The 20071-nt window shown below is 71.7% G+C and carries 18 protein-coding genes and 1 pseudogene; 12 read left to right on the top strand and 7 right to left on the bottom strand.

Annotated features, from left to right (window positions below; all coding sequences use genetic code 11):
* From pgl to tkt, 6 genes are all read right to left on the bottom strand, one after another.
* Nucleotides 1-618, bottom strand: a 618-nt coding sequence (gene pgl, locus NCC78_RS12135; RefSeq protein WP_250794449.1) for a 6-phosphogluconolactonase, incomplete at its 3' end; no start/stop codon positions are given.
* A gap of 158 nt (nt 619-776) precedes the next feature.
* Nucleotides 777-1793: a glucose-6-phosphate dehydrogenase assembly protein OpcA gene (locus NCC78_RS12130; RefSeq protein WP_250794447.1), complete on the bottom strand. Its 1017-nt coding sequence runs from the start codon at nt 1791-1793 to the stop codon at nt 777-779.
* Between the two features lie 31 nt (nt 1794-1824).
* On the bottom strand, nt 1825-3375 hold the full coding sequence (gene zwf / locus NCC78_RS12125) for a glucose-6-phosphate dehydrogenase (RefSeq protein WP_250794451.1): 1551 nt from the start codon (nt 3373-3375) through the stop codon (nt 1825-1827).
* 2 nt (nt 3376-3377) lie between these two features.
* Nucleotides 3378-5027 (bottom strand): phosphoglucose isomerase-related protein, encoded by a 1650-nt coding sequence (locus NCC78_RS12120; protein WP_250794445.1) that lies wholly within the window; start codon nt 5025-5027, stop codon nt 3378-3380.
* Nucleotides 5024-6202, bottom strand: coding sequence for a transaldolase (tal, locus tag NCC78_RS12115; protein ID WP_250794443.1), 1179 nt, complete (start codon nt 6200-6202; stop codon nt 5024-5026). The genes NCC78_RS12120 and tal overlap by 4 nt, the downstream gene beginning before the upstream one ends.
* A 14-nt stretch (nt 6203-6216) precedes the next feature.
* The gene (gene tkt / locus NCC78_RS12110) at nt 6217-8355 is read right to left on the bottom strand and encodes a transketolase (RefSeq protein WP_250794441.1); all 2139 of its coding nucleotides are present in this window, start codon (nt 8353-8355) and stop codon (nt 6217-6219) included.
* 266 nt (nt 8356-8621) lie between these two features.
* Here tkt and NCC78_RS12105 point away from each other — a divergent pair, with 266 nt between their 5' ends.
* The 3 genes from NCC78_RS12105 to NCC78_RS12095 all read left to right on the top strand — a co-directional run bounded on the left by NCC78_RS12105 (nt 8622) and on the right by NCC78_RS12095 (nt 11184).
* On the top strand, nt 8622-9581 hold the full coding sequence (locus NCC78_RS12105) for a heme o synthase (protein WP_250794439.1): 960 nt from the start codon (nt 8622-8624) through the stop codon (nt 9579-9581).
* A gap of 343 nt (nt 9582-9924) precedes the next feature.
* On the top strand, nt 9925-10260 hold the full coding sequence (locus tag NCC78_RS12100; protein ID WP_250794437.1) for a hypothetical protein: 336 nt from the start codon (nt 9925-9927) through the stop codon (nt 10258-10260).
* Between the two features lie 6 nt (nt 10261-10266).
* Nucleotides 10267-11184, top strand: coding sequence for an ATP-grasp domain-containing protein (locus NCC78_RS12095; RefSeq protein ID WP_250794435.1), 918 nt, complete (start codon nt 10267-10269; stop codon nt 11182-11184).
* Between the two features lie 141 nt (nt 11185-11325).
* On the opposite strand, the gene NCC78_RS12090 is transcribed toward NCC78_RS12095, so the two are convergent.
* The gene (locus NCC78_RS12090) at nt 11326-12294 is read right to left on the bottom strand and encodes a COX15/CtaA family protein (protein ID WP_250794433.1); all 969 of its coding nucleotides are present in this window, start codon (nt 12292-12294) and stop codon (nt 11326-11328) included.
* A 97-nt stretch (nt 12295-12391) separates the two neighbouring features.
* On the opposite strand from NCC78_RS12090, the gene NCC78_RS12085 reads away from it, so the two are divergent.
* The 9 genes and pseudogenes from NCC78_RS12085 to NCC78_RS12045 all read left to right on the top strand — a co-directional run.
* Nucleotides 12392-13159 carry a helix-turn-helix transcriptional regulator gene (locus NCC78_RS12085; protein ID WP_250794430.1) on the top strand — a complete coding sequence of 256 codons (768 nt, stop codon included), beginning with the start codon at nt 12392-12394 and terminating at the stop codon, nt 13157-13159.
* Nucleotides 13156-14586 carry a Fe-S cluster assembly protein SufB gene (sufB, locus tag NCC78_RS12080; protein WP_250794428.1) on the top strand — a complete coding sequence of 477 codons (1431 nt, stop codon included), beginning with the start codon at nt 13156-13158 and terminating at the stop codon, nt 14584-14586. Before NCC78_RS12085 ends, sufB begins: the two co-directional genes overlap by 4 nt.
* An 89-nt stretch (nt 14587-14675) precedes the next feature.
* The gene (gene sufD / locus NCC78_RS12075; protein WP_250794426.1) at nt 14676-15824 is read left to right on the top strand and encodes a Fe-S cluster assembly protein SufD; all 1149 of its coding nucleotides are present in this window, start codon (nt 14676-14678) and stop codon (nt 15822-15824) included.
* Nucleotides 15824-16150: a non-heme iron oxygenase ferredoxin subunit gene (locus tag NCC78_RS12070; protein ID WP_250794424.1), complete on the top strand. Its 327-nt coding sequence runs from the start codon at nt 15824-15826 to the stop codon at nt 16148-16150. The genes sufD and NCC78_RS12070 overlap by 1 nt, the downstream gene beginning before the upstream one ends.
* A complete protein-coding gene (gene sufC / locus NCC78_RS12065) occupies nt 16150-16923 on the top strand; it encodes a Fe-S cluster assembly ATPase SufC (protein WP_250794422.1) in 774 nt (257 codons plus the stop codon). The genes NCC78_RS12070 and sufC overlap by 1 nt, the downstream gene beginning before the upstream one ends.
* A 21-nt stretch (nt 16924-16944) precedes the next feature.
* Nucleotides 16945-18249 (top strand): cysteine desulfurase, encoded by a 1305-nt coding sequence (locus NCC78_RS12060; RefSeq protein WP_250794420.1) that lies wholly within the window; start codon nt 16945-16947, stop codon nt 18247-18249.
* The gene (gene sufU / locus NCC78_RS12055; protein ID WP_250794418.1) at nt 18249-18722 is read left to right on the top strand and encodes a Fe-S cluster assembly sulfur transfer protein SufU; all 474 of its coding nucleotides are present in this window, start codon (nt 18249-18251) and stop codon (nt 18720-18722) included. The genes NCC78_RS12060 and sufU overlap by 1 nt, the downstream gene beginning before the upstream one ends.
* Entirely contained in the window at nt 18719-19207 is a 489-nt protein-coding gene (locus NCC78_RS12050) for a metal-sulfur cluster assembly factor (protein WP_250794416.1), read from the top strand. Before sufU ends, NCC78_RS12050 begins: the two co-directional genes overlap by 4 nt.
* A 645-nt stretch (nt 19208-19852) precedes the next feature.
* Nucleotides 19853-20071 (top strand): annotated as a pseudogene (locus NCC78_RS12045) (lysine transporter LysE); the annotation flags it as partial.

Below are 20071 nucleotides of genomic sequence, written 5' to 3'. Positions count from 1 at the left end.
CCCGCTGGCCACCAGCCAGACCTCCTCGGCGGTGTTGATCGTCGGGAGGGTCAGGGTGGTCCGCACCGGCGGCGGCTTCGGGCTGCCCCGGACCGCGCTGACCGGCCGGCTGTCATGGTGTACGGGATGCTCGGGGAAGACCGAGGCCACGTGCCCGTCCTCGCCGACACCGAGCATCACCACGTCGAAGTGGGGGAGCACGGCGGTGCCGGGCCGGGCCGCCGCGGCCAGTTCGACGGCGTAACGCGCCGCCGCCTCCTCCGGGTCCGCCCCGGCCGGGCCGTCGGAGGCCGGCATCGGGTGCACCCGGGCCGGGTCCAGTGGCACCACGTCCAGCAGCGCCGCCCGGGCCTGGGTCTCGTTGCGCTCCGGGTCGCCGGCGGGCAGGAACCGCTCGTCGCCCCACCAGACGTCCACCCGGGACCAGTCCACCGCGTCCCGGGCCGGCAGCGCCGCCACCGCCCGGTGCACCGCCGCGGCGATCCGCCCGCCGGTCAGCACCACCGACGCCTGACCCCGCTCGGCCTGGGCGTCGAGCAGCTTCACCAGCAACCGCGCCGCGACCGCCTGCGCCAGCAGGTCGGCGTCGGCGTGGACGGCGACACTCGCCTCACTCATGCCGGCACTCCGCTGCGCTGCGTGCCGTCATGAGGCACGTTTCGCTGAGCCTGATGATTCGCTCGCTCCGCTCGCTCACTCGTTGTGCCTTCGTGTCACGACCGCTCGCGGTCTGTGGTCCGTCGTGGCCGGGGAGAGTGCCCCGGCTTCCGGGGCGCTCAGTGCTCGGCGCTCGTTCCCGCGTGCGCGGTGACCCCCGCCTCGGCCCACCGCGCGGTGGCCGGGTCCTTCCAGACGTGCACCCGCTGGGCGGGGTGCTGGTCCAGGTCGGTCAGCCCGGCCACGGCGCCCAGCGCCTCCGCGTACACCTGGTCGGCGTCGAGTCGGCGCAGCTCCTCGGCCAGCTCGTCGCCGAGCGGCCGGCGGACCAGCGGCAGGGTGCGGTCTTCCTGGCCGCTACGGCGGAACCTCGCCATGCTGTCCTCGCGGGTCAGCGTCAGCTCGTCGCCGTTGGCGCAGCGCAGCTGCACCTCCCGCATCCGGGGGAACTCGTCGGTGTGTTCCCGGCGGGGGTTGATCCCCAGCCGGCTGGCCAGCCAGCCGCTCATCAGGGCGGCCGTCGGGTCGGTGCGCGGGGCGACCACGGTGGCCTCGGTGACCCGCGCCTCGGTGGTGTCGAACGCCCCGGCGACCAGCGTGCGCCACGGGGTGATCCGGGTCCAGGCCAGGTCGGTGTCGCCCGGGGCGTAGTCCGCGGCCCGCTGGTGCAGCGCCTCGATCGGGTCGACGGCCTGGGCGGCGTCGGTGATCCGCCGGTCGGCCACCACGCCGAGGAAGTCGGTGGCGATCTCGGCTGGCGGCTCGCTGTGCCACCAGGTCACCACGGGCACGTCGGGCACCAGCAGCGGCATCACCACCGACTCGGCGTGCAGGGCCAGCCGCCCGTACATCCGGGTGACCACCGCCTCGCCCGGGCCGAGCCGGCCGCCGACGACGATCTCCGCGTCCAGCCGGTTGTGTTCCCGCTCGACGTCGGAGCGCACCACCACCAACAGCCGGCAGGGGTGCGCGGCGGCGGCGATGGTCGCCGCCGCCTCCGCCTCGCGGACCCGCTTCTCGTCCACCACCACGATCAGGGTGAGCGCCATGCCGCTGGCCACCCCGCCGGCGCTGCGTCGCTCGGCGGCGAGCGCCTTGACCACCTCGTTGCCGGTGGTGTCCCACAACCCGATCACTGGGGCCTCCTGGTCTGCTCGCTGCGCCTGGTCACGCTCGCCGCCAGGCCCGGCCCTCGCGGGCCAGCAGCTCGTCGGCGGCCCGCGGCCCCCACTCCCCGGCCCGGTACGGCTCCGGCGTGGTGCCCGTCCAGGCGTGCTCCAGCGGGTCCACGACCTGCCAGCTCTGCTCGACCTCGGCGGCGTCGGGGAAAAGGGTGCGGTCGCCGATCAGCACGTCCAGCACCAGCCGCTCGTACGCCTCGGGGCTGGACTCGGTGAACGCCTCGCCGTACTGGAAGTCCATCGCGATGTCGCGGACCTCCATCGTGGTGCCGGGCACCTTGGAACCGAACTTGAGCACCACGCCCTCGTCCGGCTGGACCCGGATGACCAACTGGTTGTTGCCGAGCGACTCCATGTCGGCGGCGTTGAACGGCAGGTGCGGCGCCTTCTTGAACATGATGGCGACCTCGGTCACCCGGCGCGGCAGCCGCTTGCCGGCGCGGATGTAGAACGGAACCTCGGCCCAGCGGCGGTTCTGGATGCCGAGCCGGACCGCCACGTAGGTCTCGGTGGTCGAGTCCTGCGGGACGCCCTCCTCCTCCAGGTAGCCGACCGCGCGTTCGCCGCCCACCCAGCCGGGCAGGTACTGCCCGCGCACGGTGCCCTGGCTGACGTCCTTCGGCAGGGTGATCGCCCGGAGCACCTTCAGCTTCTCGGTGCGGATCTCGTCGGCGTCGAAGCTCGTCGGCTCCTCCATCGCCACCAGCGCCAGGAGTTGGAGCAGGTGGTTCTGCAGGACGTCGCGGGCGGCGCCGGCCGAGTCGTAGAAGCCGGCGCGGGTGCCGATGCCGACGTCCTCGGCCATGGTGATCTGCACCGAGTCGACGTACTTGGAGTTCCAGAGCGGCTCGAACAGGTTGTTGGCGAACCGCAGGGCGAGGATGTTCTGGACGGTCTCCTTGCCCAGGTAGTGGTCGATGCGGAAGACGTCCTCGCGGGTGAAGACGTCGTCGACGAGGTCGTTGAGCGTCTTCGCCGACGGCAGGTCGTGACCGAAGGGCTTCTCCACCACCACCCGGCGCCAGCCGCCGGACTTGGCGTTGTCGGCCATCCCGGTGCGGGCGAGCTGCTTGAGCACCACCGGGAACGCCGCCGGTGGGATGGAGAAGTAGAAGGCGGCGTTGCCCGGGATGCCGTGGGTCTGGCGCAGCTCGTCCATGGTCGCGGCGAGCTGGTCGAAGGCGGCGTCGTCGTCGAACGAGCCGCCGACGAACTTGATGTTGCCGGCCAGCCGCGCCCACACCTCCTCCCGCCAGGGAGTGCGGGCGTGCTTCTTGGCCGCCTCGTACGTGAGGGACTCGAAGTCGCCGTCACCCCAGTCCCGGCGGGCGAACCCGAGGACCACGAAACCCGGGGGCAGCAGCCCCCGGTTCGCCAGGTCGTACACGGCCGGGAGCAGCTTCTTCCGGGCCAGGTCCCCGGTGACGCCGAAGATCACCAGAGCGCACGGCTCCGGGATCCTCGGCAGCCGCCGGTCCTGCGCGTCGCGCAGCGGGTTCACGCCGCCTCCTCGCTCCGCTCGGTTCACGTCTGACATGGTCACGCCCGCAACGTCCCGACCGCATCGAGCAGCTGGGCCACACCGGCGGACCGGTCGGTCAGGTGCAGCCGCAGCAGCGGGCGCTCCCGACCGGCGAGGGCCTGCCGGTCACCGGCGGCCTGCGCCGCCTGCAGCTCCCCGAAGGTGTACGGCTTTTCCGGCACCGGCAGGTCGGTTTCCGCGGCGCCGGTCAGCTGGAGGTAGCTGCCCACCTGCGGGCCGCCCTTGTGGTACTGGCCGGTGGAGTGCAGGAACCGTGGCCCCCAACCGAAGGTCACCGGGCGGCCGGCGGCCTCGGCGAGCAGCGGGCGCAGCCGGGCCGCGTCGGCGTCGGCGAACCGGTCGAGGTACGCCATCACCGCGAGGTAGCCGCCCTCGTCCAGCCCGTCGACCAGCCAGCGCAGCACCCCGGCCAGGTCGCCCGGGGCGCCCTGCGGCGCGTACACCTCAATCGCGCCCTCGGTGAACGACGGCGTCTCCGCCGGCGGACCCGAGGCGAGGATCTTGTTGGTGTTCTCCTTGGACTCGGTGACGTTGGGCTGGTTGAACGGGTCGATGCCGAGCACCACGCCGGCGATCGCGGTGGCGTACTCCCAGGTCAGGAACTGGGCGCCGAGCGGGCCGTTGACCGCCACGTCGGCGTCGGTCCCGCCGCCGGGCACGGCGCCGGCGGCCAGCGCGCCGCCGTAGGTGACGGTGAGCACGTCGTCGCCGGTGGCGCCGGGGCTACCCGGGGACTCCACGACGACCGGCAGGATGCCGACCCCGGCCTTGCCGGTGGACTCGGCGATCAGCTGTTCGGCCCAGTCGCCGAGGCCGTCGATGCCGGTGCCGTCGGAGACCAGCGCGATCTTGTCCCGGCCCATGGTGGCCGCCGCCCCCAGCGCGGCACCCAGCGCCAGGGCCGGGTTGTCCCGGTCCCCGCCGAGCGACGCGGCCAGCGCGTCGGCCTCGTCGAGCAGAGCGGCGACGTCGACGCCGGCGAGCGCGGACGGCACCAGCCCGAACGCGGTCAGCGCCGAGTAGCGCCCCCCGACGTTCGGGTCGGCGAGCACGCAGAACGCCCCCATCTCGGCGGCGGTGGCCTCCAGCGGCGAGCCCGGGTCGGTGACGATGACGAAGTGCCGGCCGGCCTCCGCCTCGGTCATCCCGGCGTCCAGGAACGCCTGCCGGTACGCGCGCCGGTGGCTGTCGGTCTCCACCGTCGAACCGGACTTGCTGGCCACCACGACCACGGTCCGCTCCAGCCGGTCGGCCAACGCCGCCCGGACCTGGCCCGGGTCGGTGGTGTCCAGCACGGTCAGCTGCCTGCCGAGGGTGCGGGCGATGACCTCGGGGGCCAGCGAGGAGCCGCCCATCCCGGCGAGCACCACGTGGTCCAGGTCGCCCAGCTCGGCCTTCAGCTCGGCCAGCTGGGGGAGCAGCTCCCGGCTGCGGAGGTGGGTGTCCACCCAGCCGAGGCGGACCTTCGCCTCGGCCTCGGCGTCCGACCCCCACAGCGTGGGGTCCTTCTCGGCCAGCCTCCCGGGCACGCCGGCGGAGACCAGCGCGTCGCGGGTGGAGGCGGGCGCCGACTTGTCGACCGTGTCGGCCCCGTGCACGGAGAGCCCAGCGGCCGCCTCGACCGGCCCGGCGAGCAGGTCGCTCATGCGTTACCTCCGGCCCGCTCGGCGGCCTGGGCGTTGCCCTTGGCGGCCTTGTTGGGGGCGCCGATGCCCTGGCGGGCGGCCTGCAACGAGTTGCGGACGCCGTCGAGCAGTTCCAGCCAGCTCGCCTCGAACTTCTCCACGCCCTCGCGCTCCAGCACGCCGATCACGTCGGTCATGTCCACGCCGGCCGCCTCCAGGTCGGTGAAGACCTTCCGGGCCTCGTCGTACGAGCCGGTGATGGTGTCGCCGCGCGTCTCGCCGTGGTCGGCGTAGGCGTGGATGACCGACTCCGGCATGGTGTTGACCGTGCCGGGGGCGATCAGCTCCTCGACGTACACGACGTCCCGGTAGTCCGGGTTCTTCGTCGAGGTGGAGGCCCACAGCGGCCGCTGCGGGTGCGCGCCGGCGTCGGCGAGGGCCTGCCAGCGGTCGGAGGAGAAGACCTCGCCGTAGCGCTCGTACGCCAGTTTGGCGTTGGCGATCGCCGCCTTGCCGCGTAGCGCCTTGGCCTCGTCGGAGCCGATCTTCTCCAATCGCTTGTCGACCTCGGAGTCGACGCGGGAGACGAAGAACGACGCCACCGAGCCGATCTTGGACAGGTCGTGGCCGTTCGCCTTCGCCTGCTCCAGGCCGGCGAGGAACGCCTCCATCACCTGCGAGTACCGGTCCAGGCCGAAGATCAGCGTCACGTTCACGCTGATCCCCTCGGCCAGGGTGGCGGTGATCGCCGGCAGGCCCGCCTCGGTGGCCGGGATCTTGATGAAGAGGTTGGGGCGGTCGATCAGCCACCACAACCCCTTGGCCTCGGCGACCGTCTTCTCGGTCTCGTGGGCCAGCCGTGGGTCCACCTCGATGGAGACCCGGCCATCGACCCCGGCGCTCCCGTCGTACGCCGGCCGCATCACGTCGCAGGCCCACCGCACGTCGTACGTGGTCAGCAGGCGAACCGCCTCTTCGACCTCCAGGCCACGGGTGGCGAGGTCCTTGAGCTGCCAGTTGTACTCGTCCGCGTCGCTCAGCGCCTTGGCGAAGATGGTCGGGTTGGACGTCACCCCGACCAGGTGCTTCTCTCGGCGCAGCTGGTCCAGCCCGCCGGAGCTCAGTCGGGTCCGGGAAAGATCGTCGAGCCAGATCGCCACACCCGCGGCGCTGAGCTCACCCAGCCTGTCCGTCATGCCGTTCGCTCCCCTCAGTTGCCGGTCGTGAAACCGGTGATGTCGCCCACCCGGGTCAGCGCCGCGTGCGCGGCGGCCACGATCCGGTCGGGGGTGAACCCGAACTGCTCGAAGAGCACGGTGTGCGGGGCGCTCGCGCCGTAGTGCTCCAGGCTCACGCTCTCGCCGCACTCGCCGACGATCCCGCGCCAGGACATGGCGATCCCCGCCTCCACGCTCACCCGTGCCTTTACCCCGCGCGGCAGCACCGACTCCCGGTACGCCTCGTCCTGCTCGTAGAACCACTCCTGGCAGGGCATCGAGACGACCCGGGTGGGGGTGCCGTCGGCCTCCAGCCGCTCCCGGGCGGTGAGGCAGAGCTGCACCTCGGAGCCGGTGCCGACGATGATCACCTGCGGCTTGCCGGTGGACGCCTCGGCCAGCACGTAGCCGCCCTTAGTCACGCCCTCGGCGCTGCCCAGCGTCTCCCGGTCCAGCGTCGGCAGCGCCTGACGGCTCAGGGCCAGCGCGGTCGGCCGGTCGGTGTGCTCCAGCGCCTGACGCCAGGCCCAGGCCGTCTCGTTGGCGTCCGCCGGGCGGACCACGTCCAGGCCGGGGATGGCGCGCAGCGCGGTGAGGTGCTCCACCGGCTGGTGGGTCGGGCCGTCCTCGCCGAGGCCGATCGAGTCGTGCGTCCAGACGTAGACCACCGGGAGCTTCATCAGCGCGGCGAGCCGCACCGAGGGGCGCATGTAGTCGCTGAACACCAGGAACGTGCCGCCGTACGGGCGGGTGCCGCCGTGCAGGGCGATGCCGTTGAGGATGGCGCCCATGGCGTGCTCGCGGATGCCGAAGTGCAGCGTGCGGCCGTACTCGTGGCCCGGGAAGTCCTTGGTGGCGTGGGCGGCCGGGATGAACGACGGCTCGCCCTTCATGGTGGTGTTGTTGCTCTCGGCCAGGTCGGCCGAGCCACCCCACAGCTCCGGCAGCAGCGGGGCGAGCGCCTCCAGGACCTTGCCGGAGGCGGCCCGGGTGGCGATGCCCTTCGCGTCGGCCGGGAACTGCGGCAGCGCGTCGGTCCAGCCGTCGGGGAGGATCCGCCCGGCCAGCCGGTCGTGCAGCGCCTTGCGCTCCGGGTTGGCCTGCGCCCAGCCCTCGTACGCCCGGCTCCATTCCTGCTGGGCCCGATCGCCCCGGCTCATCACCTCGCGGGCGTGGGCGAGCACCTCCTCGTCGATCTCGAAGGACTGCGCCGGGTCGAAGCCGAGGATCTGCTTGGTGGCGGCCACCTCGTCGGCGCCGAGCGCCGAACCGTGGATCTTGCCAGTGTTCTGCTTGTTCGGTGCGGGCCAGCCGATGATGGTGCGCAGCGCGATGAAGGAGGGGCGGCTGGTCTCGGCCTTCGCCGCCAGCAGCGCCTCGTGCAGCGCCTCCACGTCCTCGTGGTAGTCGCCCTGGTCGGCGTCGCCGATGCGCCAGTCGACCGTCTGCACGTGCCAGCCGTACGCCTCGTAGCGGGCTGCCACGTCCTCGCTCTTGGCGATGCGGGTGTCGTCCTCGATGGAGATCTCGTTGTCGTCGTAGATCAGGGTGAGGTTGCCCAGCTGCTGGTGCCCGGCCAGCGCGCTCGCCTCGTGGCTGATGCCCTCCTCGATGTCACCGTCGGAGGCGATGCACCAGATGTCGTGGTCGAAGACCGAGGCACCGGCCTCCGCCTCCGGGTCGAACAGGCCGCGCTCACGGCGGGCCGCCATCGCCATGCCGACCGCGTTGCCGAGGCCCTGGCCGAGCGGGCCGGTGGTGGTCTCCACGCCGGGGGTGTGCCCGTGCTCCGGGTGACCCGGGGTGAGCGAGCCCCACTGCCGCAGGGACTGCAGGTCCTCCAGGGCCATCGGGTAGCCGGAGAGGAAGAGCTGGATGTAGAGGGTGAGGCTGGAGTGGCCGGCGGAGAGCACGAACCGGTCCCGGCCGGGCCAGTTCGGGTCGGCCGGGTTGTGCCGCATGACCCGGTTGAAGAGCACGTACGCCGCAGGCGCGAGGCTCATCGCGGTGCCCGGGTGGCCGTTGCCGGATCTCTCCACGGCGTCCATGGCCAGCACGCGGACGGTGTCGACGGCCCGGCGGTCGAGGTCGGACCAGTTCAGTGCAGGGTGCTCGGGTCGGTTGGCAGCCACGATGCTTGTGCTCCTCGGCAGATGGGCGGAACCCTCACTGATGACCCTATCGAGCGGTCCTAAACGTCCGCCCGGGGATCTCTGCATGGTGGTCTGTACGTGTCCGGGCGAATGGCGGTTCGACCGGTGCTGTGACGGCCCGCACCCTTGTCGGGTCGCCCGGGCAGCCAAAACGACGACGCGTAGTGTGTGGGTCGGTATGTGGACCCGTTACCGGGCCCGACCGAACCCCGATCTCCCCTGCCGACGCCGGAAGGTGGCAATCCGTGAGCATGATCACCGAGCGCCCCGTCAGCAACTCTGCCGGGAAGCCTCCGGTGCGGACGGCGGCGGAGGCGTCGGCGGTCGGCCGCCGCGACGTCCGCGCGGTGATCGCGGCGTACGTGGCGCTGACCAAGCCACGGATCGTGGAGCTGCTCCTGGTCACCACCGTGCCGGCGATGATGCTCGCCGACGGCGGCATGCCGTCGCTGTGGCTGGTGGCCGTGGTCCTGGTCGGCGGCTCGCTGGCCGCCGGGGCGGCCAGCGTCATCAACTGCTACATCGACCGCGACATCGACCAGCTGATGCGGCGCACCAAGCGCCGGCCGCTGCCGGCGCACACGGTGTCGCCGCGCAACGCGCTGGTCTTCGGCCTGGTGCTGGCGGTCGTCTCGGTCGCCCTGATGGCGGCCTTCACCAACCTGCTGGCGGCCGCGCTCACCCTCGCCGCGATCCTGTACTACGACCTCGTCTACACCCTCTGGCTCAAGCGCACCACCACGGCGAACACGTTCTGGGGCGGGGCCTGCGGGGCCGCTCCGGTGCTGATCGGCTGGGCCGCGGTGACCGGCTCGCTGTCGCCGGCCGCCTGGGGCCTGTTCGCGGTGGTCTTCTTCTGGCAGATGCCGCACTTCTACCCGCTGGCGATGAAGTACAAGGACGACTACGCCCGCGCCGGCATCCCGATGCTGCCGGTGGTCGCCTCCGCCCGCCGGGTCAACGCCGAGATCCTCATCTTCGCCTGGCTCACCGTGCTCACGTCGCTGGCGGTCTGGCCGCTGGGCATGAGCGCGATCTACGGCGTGCCGACCCTGGTGGTCGGCGCGATCTTCCTGGTCGAGGCGCACCGGCTCTGTGGCCGGGTGAGCCGGGGCGAGGCCGTCAAGCCGATGCGGCTGTTCCACTGGTCGACGACGTACCTGACCATCCTCTTCGCCGCCGTCGCGTTGGACGCCCTGATCTGACGGCCCGCCGCCGCTGACCCCCTTGAGAGGGGTCGCGTCCGGGTCTGACGAGGCCCGGGGTCGCTGGTCGCGGAGTCGCGGCAGTGCGCTTCTCCGTCTGACAAATCATGTTGATGGATGAGTTGTCCGGGTTTCTTGTCACATCGGAGAAACTTTCGGCACTCGTCAGGAACCGTTCGGCGTGCGCGGAGACGAGCCGGTTCACCCCGGAGCTTTGTCACTACAAGTCGTGATTTAACCGGGCAGATCACCTGTGGTCTTCCTTAAACCTCAGGGTAATTGGCATCACAAAAGGTTCATGGTTCTCGCCCGCCCGGGTGGAAGTCTGCTTAGGCTTCGCGTCATGGCAGATGGTTCCGATACGACGCTGACGGCCGAGCAGACCGCCACTGAGCAGGCCCCCACCGGCCTGGTCGCGGGTATCAAGTCGTTCGCCGCCGGACACGGCGGGGCGAAGGCGGTCATCGAGTACGTCGGCAAGCGCGGCGCACGCATCGTCCTCGTGGGTTCCGACGGGGCGTGGGGTGACCAGTTCGCGGACGACACCGTCGTCGCGCGGCAGGCATGCGCGAAGGCGGGAGTCACCGTCGAGAACGCCTGGGAGCGTGAACTCATGGACCAGATGCGTCCGAGCAACGACCTCTGGCGGTCGATGGCCCGGCGCACGATGGCCCGTTGACATAAATTGACCAACCACCAGTCGACCCGGGGGGAACCCCGGGTCGCTCTCGTCACCTGTACCGAACTGGCCGACCTCGACCCGGACGACCGGCTGCTGCTCGCCCCGCTGGCGCGCCGCGGCGTGACCGCCGTGCCGGTGGTCTGGGACGACCCGGCCGCCGACTGGTCGGCGTACGACCTGGCGGTGCTCCGGTCGCCCTGGGACTACGCGCCGCGCCGCGACGAGTTCGTCTCCTGGGCCGACACCGTCCCCACCCTCGCCAACCCCGCCGACGTGGTCCGCTGGAACACCGACAAGCGCTACCTGGCCGAGCTCTCGGCCGCCGGGGTGCCGACGGTCCCGACCGGCTGGGTCGCGCCGGGGGAGCGCTGGGAGCCGCCCGCCGAGCACGGCGAGTACGTGGTCAAGCCCGCGGTGAGCGCCGGCAGTCAGGACACCGGCCGCTACGACCTGGCCGACCCGGAGCACCGGCGCCTCGCCGCCGCGCACGTGCGGCGCCTCGGAGACGCCGGCCGGCTGGCCATGGCCCAGCCGTACCTGACCGCGGTCGACACGGCCGGCGAGACGGCGCTGCTGTTCCTGGCGGGGCCGGACGGGCCGGTCTTCAGCCACGCGATCCGCAAGGGCCCGATGCTGACCGGCCCGGACCTCGGCCCGGACGGCCTCTACAAGCCCGAGGAGATCACCACCCGCACCGCGACCCCGGAGCAGCTGGCGGTGGCGGAGAAGACCCTCGCGGTGGTCCCGGGTGGCGTGCAGCGGTTGCTCTACGCCCGGGTCGACCTGATCCCCGGCCCGGACGGCAACCCGGTGCTGGTCGAGCTGGAACTCACCGAGCCGTCGCTCTTCCTCGGGTACGCCGACGGCGCTCCCGAGCGCCTCGCCGACGCGATCCTCAGCCACCTCACCGGCCCCACCTGACCCGAGCGGCGTCCCGCGACCGGCGCGTCGCGAGATGTCCCCACACCGTCAGCGAGGTCGTGCGGATCCTCGTCGCCAGGCCGCCGCGTCCCGGCGACGAGGGCTGGCCCCGGACCGGCAGGGTGTGGCGCGCGGGTCGCCTCAGGCGTTGACCTCGACGGCGCGCTCGGCCGCGGCGGCAGGCGTCGCCGTCGGGGTGACCGGGCGGCGTTCCCGCACCGACCAGAGCACGGCCAGGGTGGCCAGCCAGACCAGGCAGGAGCCGAGCATGTGCGCACCGACCAGGAGCGCGGGCAGGTTCGTGAAGTACTGCACGAACCCGACGACGCCCTGGGCCAGCTCGACCAGGAGCAGGACCGCCGCGGCGCGCACCGCGGCGGGCGGGGCGCCGACCGCCTTCAGCGCCAGCCACAGCGCCACGCTCAGGCCCACGAGCAGGAAGACCAGGTCGGCGTGGACCTGGGAGATCGTCTCCGGGTCCAGCCCGTTGCGGACGGCGTCCGCGTCGCCGGCGTGCGGGCCGCTGCCGGTCACCGCGACGCCCACCACGATCACGGCGGCGGCGGCCGCCACGGTGAGCCCGACCAGCGTGCGGATCGGCCGTGGGACGAGCGGGAACGCCGGCCCGTCGGGCTCGCCGGTGCGGCGCCAGAAGGCGTACGCGGCGAGCAGCAGCAGCATCGAGATCACGAAGTGGATGCCGACGATCGACGGGTGCAGCTGCATCCGGACGGTGATCCCGCCGACCACCGCCTGGATCACGATGCCGAGCACCACCGAGGCCGCCAGCAGCACGACGCTGCGCCGGCGCGGACGGTGCAGCAGCGCGGCGAGCAGTGCGGCGGCGGCGACGAGGACCACCACGAAGGTGAGCAGGCGGTTGCCGAACTCGATCACCCCGTGCACGCCCATCTCGGCCGTGGCCACGTACGACCCTTCGGTGCACCTGGGCCAGGTGGGGCAGCCGAGGCCGGAGCCGGTCAGCCGGACCGCCCCGCCGGTGACGACGATGCCCACGTTCGCGATGATCGAGGCGAGCGCGAGGCGGCGCAGCAGAACGGCGGAGATGGGGAACCGGACGGATCGCTTCACGGCGCAAATCCTACGCACTGTAGTGATCGAGGATCGTGCGACTCCGCCGCGGTGGTGGTTCGGATCACCGGGGGCCGGTTTGCGGGCCCCGGGCGAATTACGTAACGTTGGTGTTGTGAAAAACGCGGCGGAGCTCTCCGGGCCTCAGCTGGCGACCGCTCCGGTCGCCGGTCAGACCGCGTCCCCCGCGTCCGCGACCGACCTCTCCACCCGGGGCCGGGTGACCCAGCTGCTGCTGGAGCGGGGGGCGACCACCGCCGCCCAGCTCGGCTCGGCGCTGGGGCTCAGCCCGGCGGCGATCCGCCGGCACCTCGACGCGATGCTCGCCGACGGTGACGTCGTCGCCCGCGACCAGGCCGTGCGCGGCAGCCGCGGGCGGGGCCGACCGGCCAAGGTGTTCCTGCTGACCGACGCGGGGCGGGTCCGCTGCGGCACCCACCACTACGACAACATGGCCACCGCCGCGCTGCGCTGGATCGCCCGCAGCGGCGGTTCCGACGCGGTCGAGGCCTTCGCCGCCGATCAGGTCGCCGCCCTGGAGGCCCGCTGCCGGGCCGCCATGGAGGACGCCGGTGACGACCCCCTCGCCCGGGCCGAGGCGCTCGCCGGAGCGCTCACCGCCGAGGGTTACGCTGCCAACGCGTCCACGATCGCCTCCGGCGGGCAGCTCTGTCAGCACCACTGCCCGGTGGCGCACGTGGCCGCCGAGTTTCCCCAGCTGTGCGAGGCCGAGACCACGGTGATCTCCCGTCTGGTCGGCACACACGTGCAGCGCCTGGCCACCATCGCGCACGGCGACGGGGTGTGCACCACGCACATTCCGGCCCAGCCGGGGCGCGCCCAGTCCGGTAAGACCGTCACCACTGTGAGGACAGATAGATGACCGAGCAGATCGTCCAGCCCTTGACCCAGGAAGAGCAGCTCGCCGCCCTGGGCAACTACGAGTACGGCTGGGCCGACCCGGACGTCGCGGGGTCGGTGGCCCAGCGCGGTCTCAGCGAGGCGGTGGTGCGGGACATCTCGGCCAAGAAGAACGAGCCGGCCTGGATGCTCGACCTGCGGCTGAAGGGTCTGCGGCTGTTCGGTCGCAAGCCGATGCCGAACTGGGGCGCCGACCTCACCGGGATCGACTTCGACAACATCAAGTACTTCGTCCGCTCCACGGAGAAGCAGGCCGCCAACTGGGAGGACCTGCCCGAGGACATCAAGAACACCTACGACCGGCTGGGCATCCCCGAGGCCGAGAAGCAGCGCCTCGTCGCCGGTGTCGCGGCGCAGTACGAGTCCGAGGTCGTCTACCACAAGATCCGTGAGGACCTTGAGGAGCAGGGCGTCCTCTTCCTCGACACCGACACGGCCCTGCGCGAGCACGAGGACGTCTTCAAGGAGTACTTCGGCACGGTGATCCCGGTCGGCGACAACAAGTTCGCCGCGCTGAACACCTCCGTCTGGTCCGGCGGCTCGTTCATCTACGTGCCGAAGGGCGTGCAGGTGGAGATCCCGCTGCAGGCCTACTTCCGGATCAACACCGAGAACATGGGCCAGTTCGAGCGGACGCTGATCATCGTCGACGAGGGTGCGTACGTGCACTACGTCGAGGGCTGCACCGCGCCGATCTACTCCTCGGACTCGCTGCACAGCGCCGTGGTGGAGATCATCGTCAAGAAGAACGCGCGCTGCCGCTACACGACCATCCAGAACTGGTCGAACAACGTCTACAACCTGGTCACCAAGCGCGCCGTGTGCCACGAGGGCGCGACCATGGAGTGGATCGACGGCAACATCGGCTCCAAGGTGACGATGAAGTACCCGGCGGTCTACATGACCGGCCCGCACGCCAAGGGCGAGGTGCTCTCGGTGGCCATGGCCGGCGAGGGCCAGCACCAGGACGCTGGCGCCAAGATGGTCCACGCCGCGCCGCACACCTCCTCGACGATCGTCTCCAAGTCGATCGCCCGGGGCGGCGGCCGCACCTCCTACCGGGGCCTGGTGCAGGTGCTGGAGGGCTCGCACAGCAGCCGGAGCACGGTCAAGTGCGACGCGCTGCTGGTCGACACCATCTCCCGCTCGGACACCTACCCGTACGTCGACATCCGTGAGGACGACGTGTCGATGGGGCACGAGGCGACCGTCTCCAAGATCAGCGATGACCAGCTCTTCTACCTGATGAGCCGGGGCCTGAGCGAGGACGAGGCGATGGCGATGATCGTGCGCGGCTTCATCGAGCCGATCGCCAAGGAGCTCCCGATGGAGTACGCCCTGGAGCTCAACCGCCTGATCGAGCTGCAGATGGAGGGCGCGGTCGGCTGACGCCGCCCGCCCCACCCGGTGGGCCGGCCCGCGCCGGCCCGCCGTCCGCTCACCTGACTCCGTCGTCGCCAGAACAGACCAAGGAAGAGATGACTACCCAGGCTTCCGCGCCGCCCAGCACCAAGTCGCAGGCGCTCCGCTCGTACGACGTCGCCGACTTCCCGGCCCTCACCGGCCTGGAGGAGGAGTGGCGCTTCACCCCGCTCAAGCGACTGCGCGGCCTGCTCGACGGCGCCGTCTCCGACGAGTCGGCCCACTGGCCCGCCCGCGAGTACGGGCAGCTGCCCGAGGGCGTCCGGATCGGGACCCTGGCCAACGACGACCCGCGCCGGGGCAGCGTCCTGACCCCGGTGGACCGGATCAGCGCCCGTGCCTACGGTGAGTCGCAGCTCGGCACGCTGGTGGAGGTGGCCCGGGAGGCGGTCGTCGCCGAGCCCGTGATGATCACCGTGCACGGCGGCCCGACCGACGTGGTGGCCTTCGCCCACACGTTCGTCGACATCGGTTCGCTCTCCGAGTCGGTCATCGTGCTCCAGCACGTCGGCACCGGCACGCTGGCCGACAACGTCGAGGTGTCGGTGGGCGACGGGGCGAAGCTGACCCTGGTCACCGTCGCCGACTGGGCCGCCGACGCGGTGCAGGCCCAGCACCTGCGGGTCAGGCTTGGTCGCGACGCCAAGGTGGTGCACGTCCAGGTGACCCTCGGTGGCGACCTGGTGCGGCAGTACACCTCCGTGCAGTACACCGACCGGGGTGGCGAGGCCGAGCTGTACGGTGTCTACTTCGCCGACTCCGGCCAGCACCTGGAGCACCGGCAGCTGGTCGACCACACCGTGCCGGACTGCCGCAGCCACGTCGGCTACCGGGGCGCCCTGCAGGGCGAGAGCGCACACACCGTCTGGGTGGGTGACGTGCTGATCCGGGCCGAGGCGACCGGCACCGACACGTACGAGATCAACCGGAACCTGCTGCTCTCCGACGGCGCGCGGGCGGACTCCGTACCCAACCTGGAGATCGAGACCGGCGAGATCGCCGGCGCCGGCCACGCGAGCGCGACCGGTCGCTTCGACGACGAGCAGCTGTTCTACCTGATGGCCCGGGGCATCCCGGCGGCCGAGGCCCGGCGCCTGGTGGTCCGCGGCTTCTTCGCCGAGCTGATCAACAAGATCCCGGTCGAGTCGCTGCGCGAGCGCCTGGGGGACGCGATCGAGGCACGCCTGGCCAAGGCGGGCGCCTGATGATCCGGATCTGCTCGACCGAGGACGTGCCGAAGGGGACCGTGATCAGCGCGGACGTCGACGGCACCCCGATCGCGCTGGTGCACGGCGAGGACGGGGAGTTCTACGCCGCCTACGACGAGTGCTCGCACGCCGCGGTCGCCCTCTCCGAGGGGGAGGTCGAGGGCTGTTCGCTGGAATGCTGGCTGCATGGTTCCCGTTTCGACCTGAGGACCGGTGAGCCGACCGGGCTGCCCGCCACCGAACCCGTTCCCGTCTACCCCGTCGAAGTCCGCGACGGCGACATCTACGTCAGCCTGACGCCGAGCAATGGAGTGACCCGATAATGAGCACCCTGGAGATCCGCGACCTGAAGGTGTCGGTCAAGCTGCCCGAGGGTGAGCTCAAGCCGATCCTGGCCGGCGTCGACCTGACCGTCCGCTCCGGCGAGACCCACGCGATCATGGGCCCGAACGGCTCCGGCAAGTCCACCCTGGCCTACTCGATCGCCGGCCACCCGAAGTACCAGATCACCGGCGGTTCGGTGACCCTCGACGGCGAAGACGTGCTGGCCATGTCCGTCGACGAGCGGGCCCGCGCCGGTCTCTTCCTGGCCATGCAGTACCCGGTCGAGGTCCCCGGCGTCTCGGTGGCCAACTTCCTGCGTACCGCCAAGACCGCCATCGACGGCGAGGCGCCGAAGCTGCGCACCTGGGGCGGCGAGCTGCGCGGGGCCATGGAGCGCCTCCAGATGGACCCGGCCTTCGCCCAGCGCAACGTCAACGAGGGTTTCTCCGGCGGTGAGAAGAAGCGGCACGAGATCGTGCAGCTGGAGCTGCTCAAGCCGAAGATGGCGATCCTCGACGAGACCGACTCCGGCCTCGACGTCGACGCGCTGCGCGTGGTCAGCGAGGGCGTCAACCGGGTTCGCGACACCGGTGACACCGGCCTGCTGCTGATCACCCACTACACCCGGATCCTGCGCTACATCAAGCCGGACTTCGTGCACGTCTTCGTCGCCGGCCGGATCGTCGAGCAGGGCGGCCGGGAGCTGGCCGACAAGCTCGAGGAAGAGGGCTACGAGCGGTACGTTGCCGGCGCTGGCACCGCGCGGGCCTGACCAGGCAGAGGACCGGTTGAGATGACCACCATCGCGATCCCCCCGGGGATGCCGCAGTACGACGACGTGCCGCGCTACGACGTGGCGAAGGTGCGTGCCGACTTCCCGATCCTCGACCGGGAGGTCAACGGGCACCGGCTGGTCTATCTCGACAGCGCCAACACCTCGCACAAGCCGCGGCAGGTGCTCGACGTGCTCGCCGAGCACTACGCGATGCACAACGCCAACGTGTCCCGCTCGGTGCACACCCTGGGCACCGAGGCCACCGAGGCGTACGAGGGCGCGCGGGCCAAGCTTGCCGCGTTCATCAACGCGCCGAGCGTGGACGAGGTGGTGTTCACCAAGAACTCCACCGAGGCGATCAACATCGTGGCGTACGCGTTCTCCAACGCCTCGCTGCGGCCCGACGCCGACCCGCGGTTCCGGCTGGGTCCCGGTGACGAGGTGGTGATCTCCGAGATGGAGCACCACTCGAACATCGTCCCGTGGCAGCTGCTCTGCGAGCGCACCGGCGCGACCCTGCGCTGGTTCCCGGTCACCGACTCCGGCCGGCTGGACGAGTCGGGGCTGGAGGACCTGGTCACCGAGCGGACGAAGATCGTCTCGCTGGTGCACATGTCCAACATCCTCGGCACGGTCAACGCCACCTCCCGGATCACCCAGCGGGTCCGCGAGGTGGGGGCGCTGCTGCTGCTCGACTGCTCGCAGTCGGTGCCGCACATGCCGATGGACGTGGTCGACTTCGACGCCGACTTCATCGTCTTCACCGGGCACAAGATGTGCGGGCCGACCGGCGTCGGGGTCCTCTGGGGCCGGGCGGAGCTGCTGGCGGCGATGCCGCCGGTGCTCGGCGGCGGCTCGATGATCGAGACGGTGTCGATGGCGCGCTCGACCTTCGCGGCGCCGCCGGCCCGGTTCGAGGCGGGCACCCCGCCGATCGCCGAGGCGGTGGCGCTCGGCGCGGCCGTGGATTACCTCACCGGCATCGGCATGCGGGCCATCCAGTGGCACGAGAAGGAGCTGACGGCGTACGCGCTGGACGCGCTCGGCTCGGTGCCCGGCCTGCGGATCTTCGGCCCGGCCGTGCCGGTGGGCCGGGGCGGCACGATCTCGTTCGCCCTCGGCGACATCCACCCGCACGACGTGGGGCAGGTCCTCGACTCGCTCGGTGTGCAGGTCCGGGTGGGGCACCACTGCGCGAAGCCGGTCTGTACCCGCTTCGGCGTGCCGGCCATGACGCGAGCCTCGTTCTACCTCTACACCACCACCGGGGAGATCGACGCCCTGGTGGCCGGTTTGGAGCAGGTGCGGAAGGTGTTCGACTGATGCAGCTCGACCAGCTCTACCAGGAGATCATCCTGGACCACTACAAGCACCCGCACGGGCGCGGTCTGCGCGACGCGGACGATCCGGGTGACCGGGTCGCCGAGGCGCACCACGTCAACCCGACCTGCGGTGACGAGGTCACCGTCCGGGTGGCGACCGACGGCGACGTGCTGCGCGACGTCTCGTACGACGGCATGGGCTGCTCGATCAGCCAGGCCTCGGCGAGCGTGCTGCACGAGCTGCTGGTCGGCCGGGGCGCGGGTGAGGCGTTCGTCGTGCACGAGGCGTTCGTCGAGTTGATGTCCGGCCGTGGCCAGGTCACGCCGGACGAGGACGTGCTCGGTGACGGGGTGGCGTTCGCGGGTGTCGCGCGCTACCCCGCCCGGGTCAAGTGCGCGCTGCTGCCGTGGATGGCGTTCAAGGACGCCGCGGCACGCGCCGGCGTGGGCGTGAGCCCGGAGGTGAAGGCATGAGCGAGAACACCGCTACCGAGGCGACGCCGGAGACCGGCGAGGCCGTCACGACGCCGCAGGCCGGCGAGGCCGTCACGACGCCGCAGGCCGGCGCCGGGGCGACCGAGGGCGCGGCGACGCCGGGCGCCGGCGACGCCGGCACCCCGGCGGCCGGGGGTGGCAAGGCCGTCCTCGCCGACATCGAGGAGGCGATGAAGGACGTCGTCGACCCCGAGCTGGGCATCAACGTGGTCGACCTCGGCCTGGTGTACGGGGTGCACGTGGACGACGAGAACGTCGCGACCCTGGACATGACGCTGACCTCGGCGGCCTGCCCGCTCACCGACGTGATCGAGGACCAGGCCCGGCAGGCGCTGACCACCGGTCCGGGCGGCGGGCTGGTCAACGACATCCGGATCAACTGGGTGTGGCTCCCGCCGTGGGGGCCGGACAAGATCACCGACGAGGGCCGGGACCAGCTCCGGTCGCTCGGCTTCAACGTCTGACCGGTCGCTCGGCTTCAACGTCTGACCGGTCGCTCGGCTTCAAAGTCTGGCCGCTCGGTCGGCGTCAACGTCTGGCCGCTCGGTCGGCTCTGACGTCTGGACGCTTCCCGGTCACCAAGGGCGCGGCATCCGATGGGGTGCCGCGCCCTGCTGGTTCCCGGCGCCTCGGTGGATCACGGTGTCTGGTGACGATGAGTGAATGCGGTGCCGCCACCCCTGATCCCGGTTCGACGCTTTGCTCTGCTGCCCCCAACCGCGACACCACCGCCTGCCGGGCACTACCCCTGCGCCGGGGTGCCGCTGGCTGCCCCAGGGCTTTCACTCTGCGTGCCTGGCGCGCGGAGGGCGGCAGAGCAAAGGGGCCGGAGAGGCATGTCCTGTGCTCGCCCCTGGTCGGCCAGCGCTGCTGCGGCACGCCGGTCCCGGCTCGCGAGTCGTAGGTCAGGTTGGCGGGCAGGCTCGACGTAGCCGGTCCCGTCGCAGTGGACAGGCGAGGGGCGCGGTCTCGAATTCGATGGCGGCGCGCTCTCGCGCCGACGATGATGGGCCGATGATCGAGGCGTACCCGAAGCAGCTCGCTGTCCGTGCGGCCACCGCCGCGCGTCGACAGCGGACCGCGCGGGACCGGGCCTCGACCCGCCACCGACCGTCGTGACGGCCGCGTTTCTCGCCGGCCTGGTGGCCGGCTACGGCGTGGCCGTGCCGGTCGGCGCGATCGCGGTGCTCATCCTGGGGCTCAGCGCCCGGACCTCGTTCCGGGTCGGCGCGGCCGGGGCGCTCGGCGTCGCCACCGCCGACGGCGTCTACGCGGCCGTGGCGGTGCTCGGTGGGGCCGCCGTGGCCGGTCTGATCGCCCCGGTGGCC

The organism is Micromonospora phytophila, assembly GCF_023656545.1.
Taxonomy (GTDB): Bacteria; Actinomycetota; Actinomycetes; order Mycobacteriales; family Micromonosporaceae; genus Micromonospora; species Micromonospora phytophila.
Note: the sequence above shows the minus strand (reverse complement) of the source record. Positions and strands in the feature narration are given on the sequence as shown.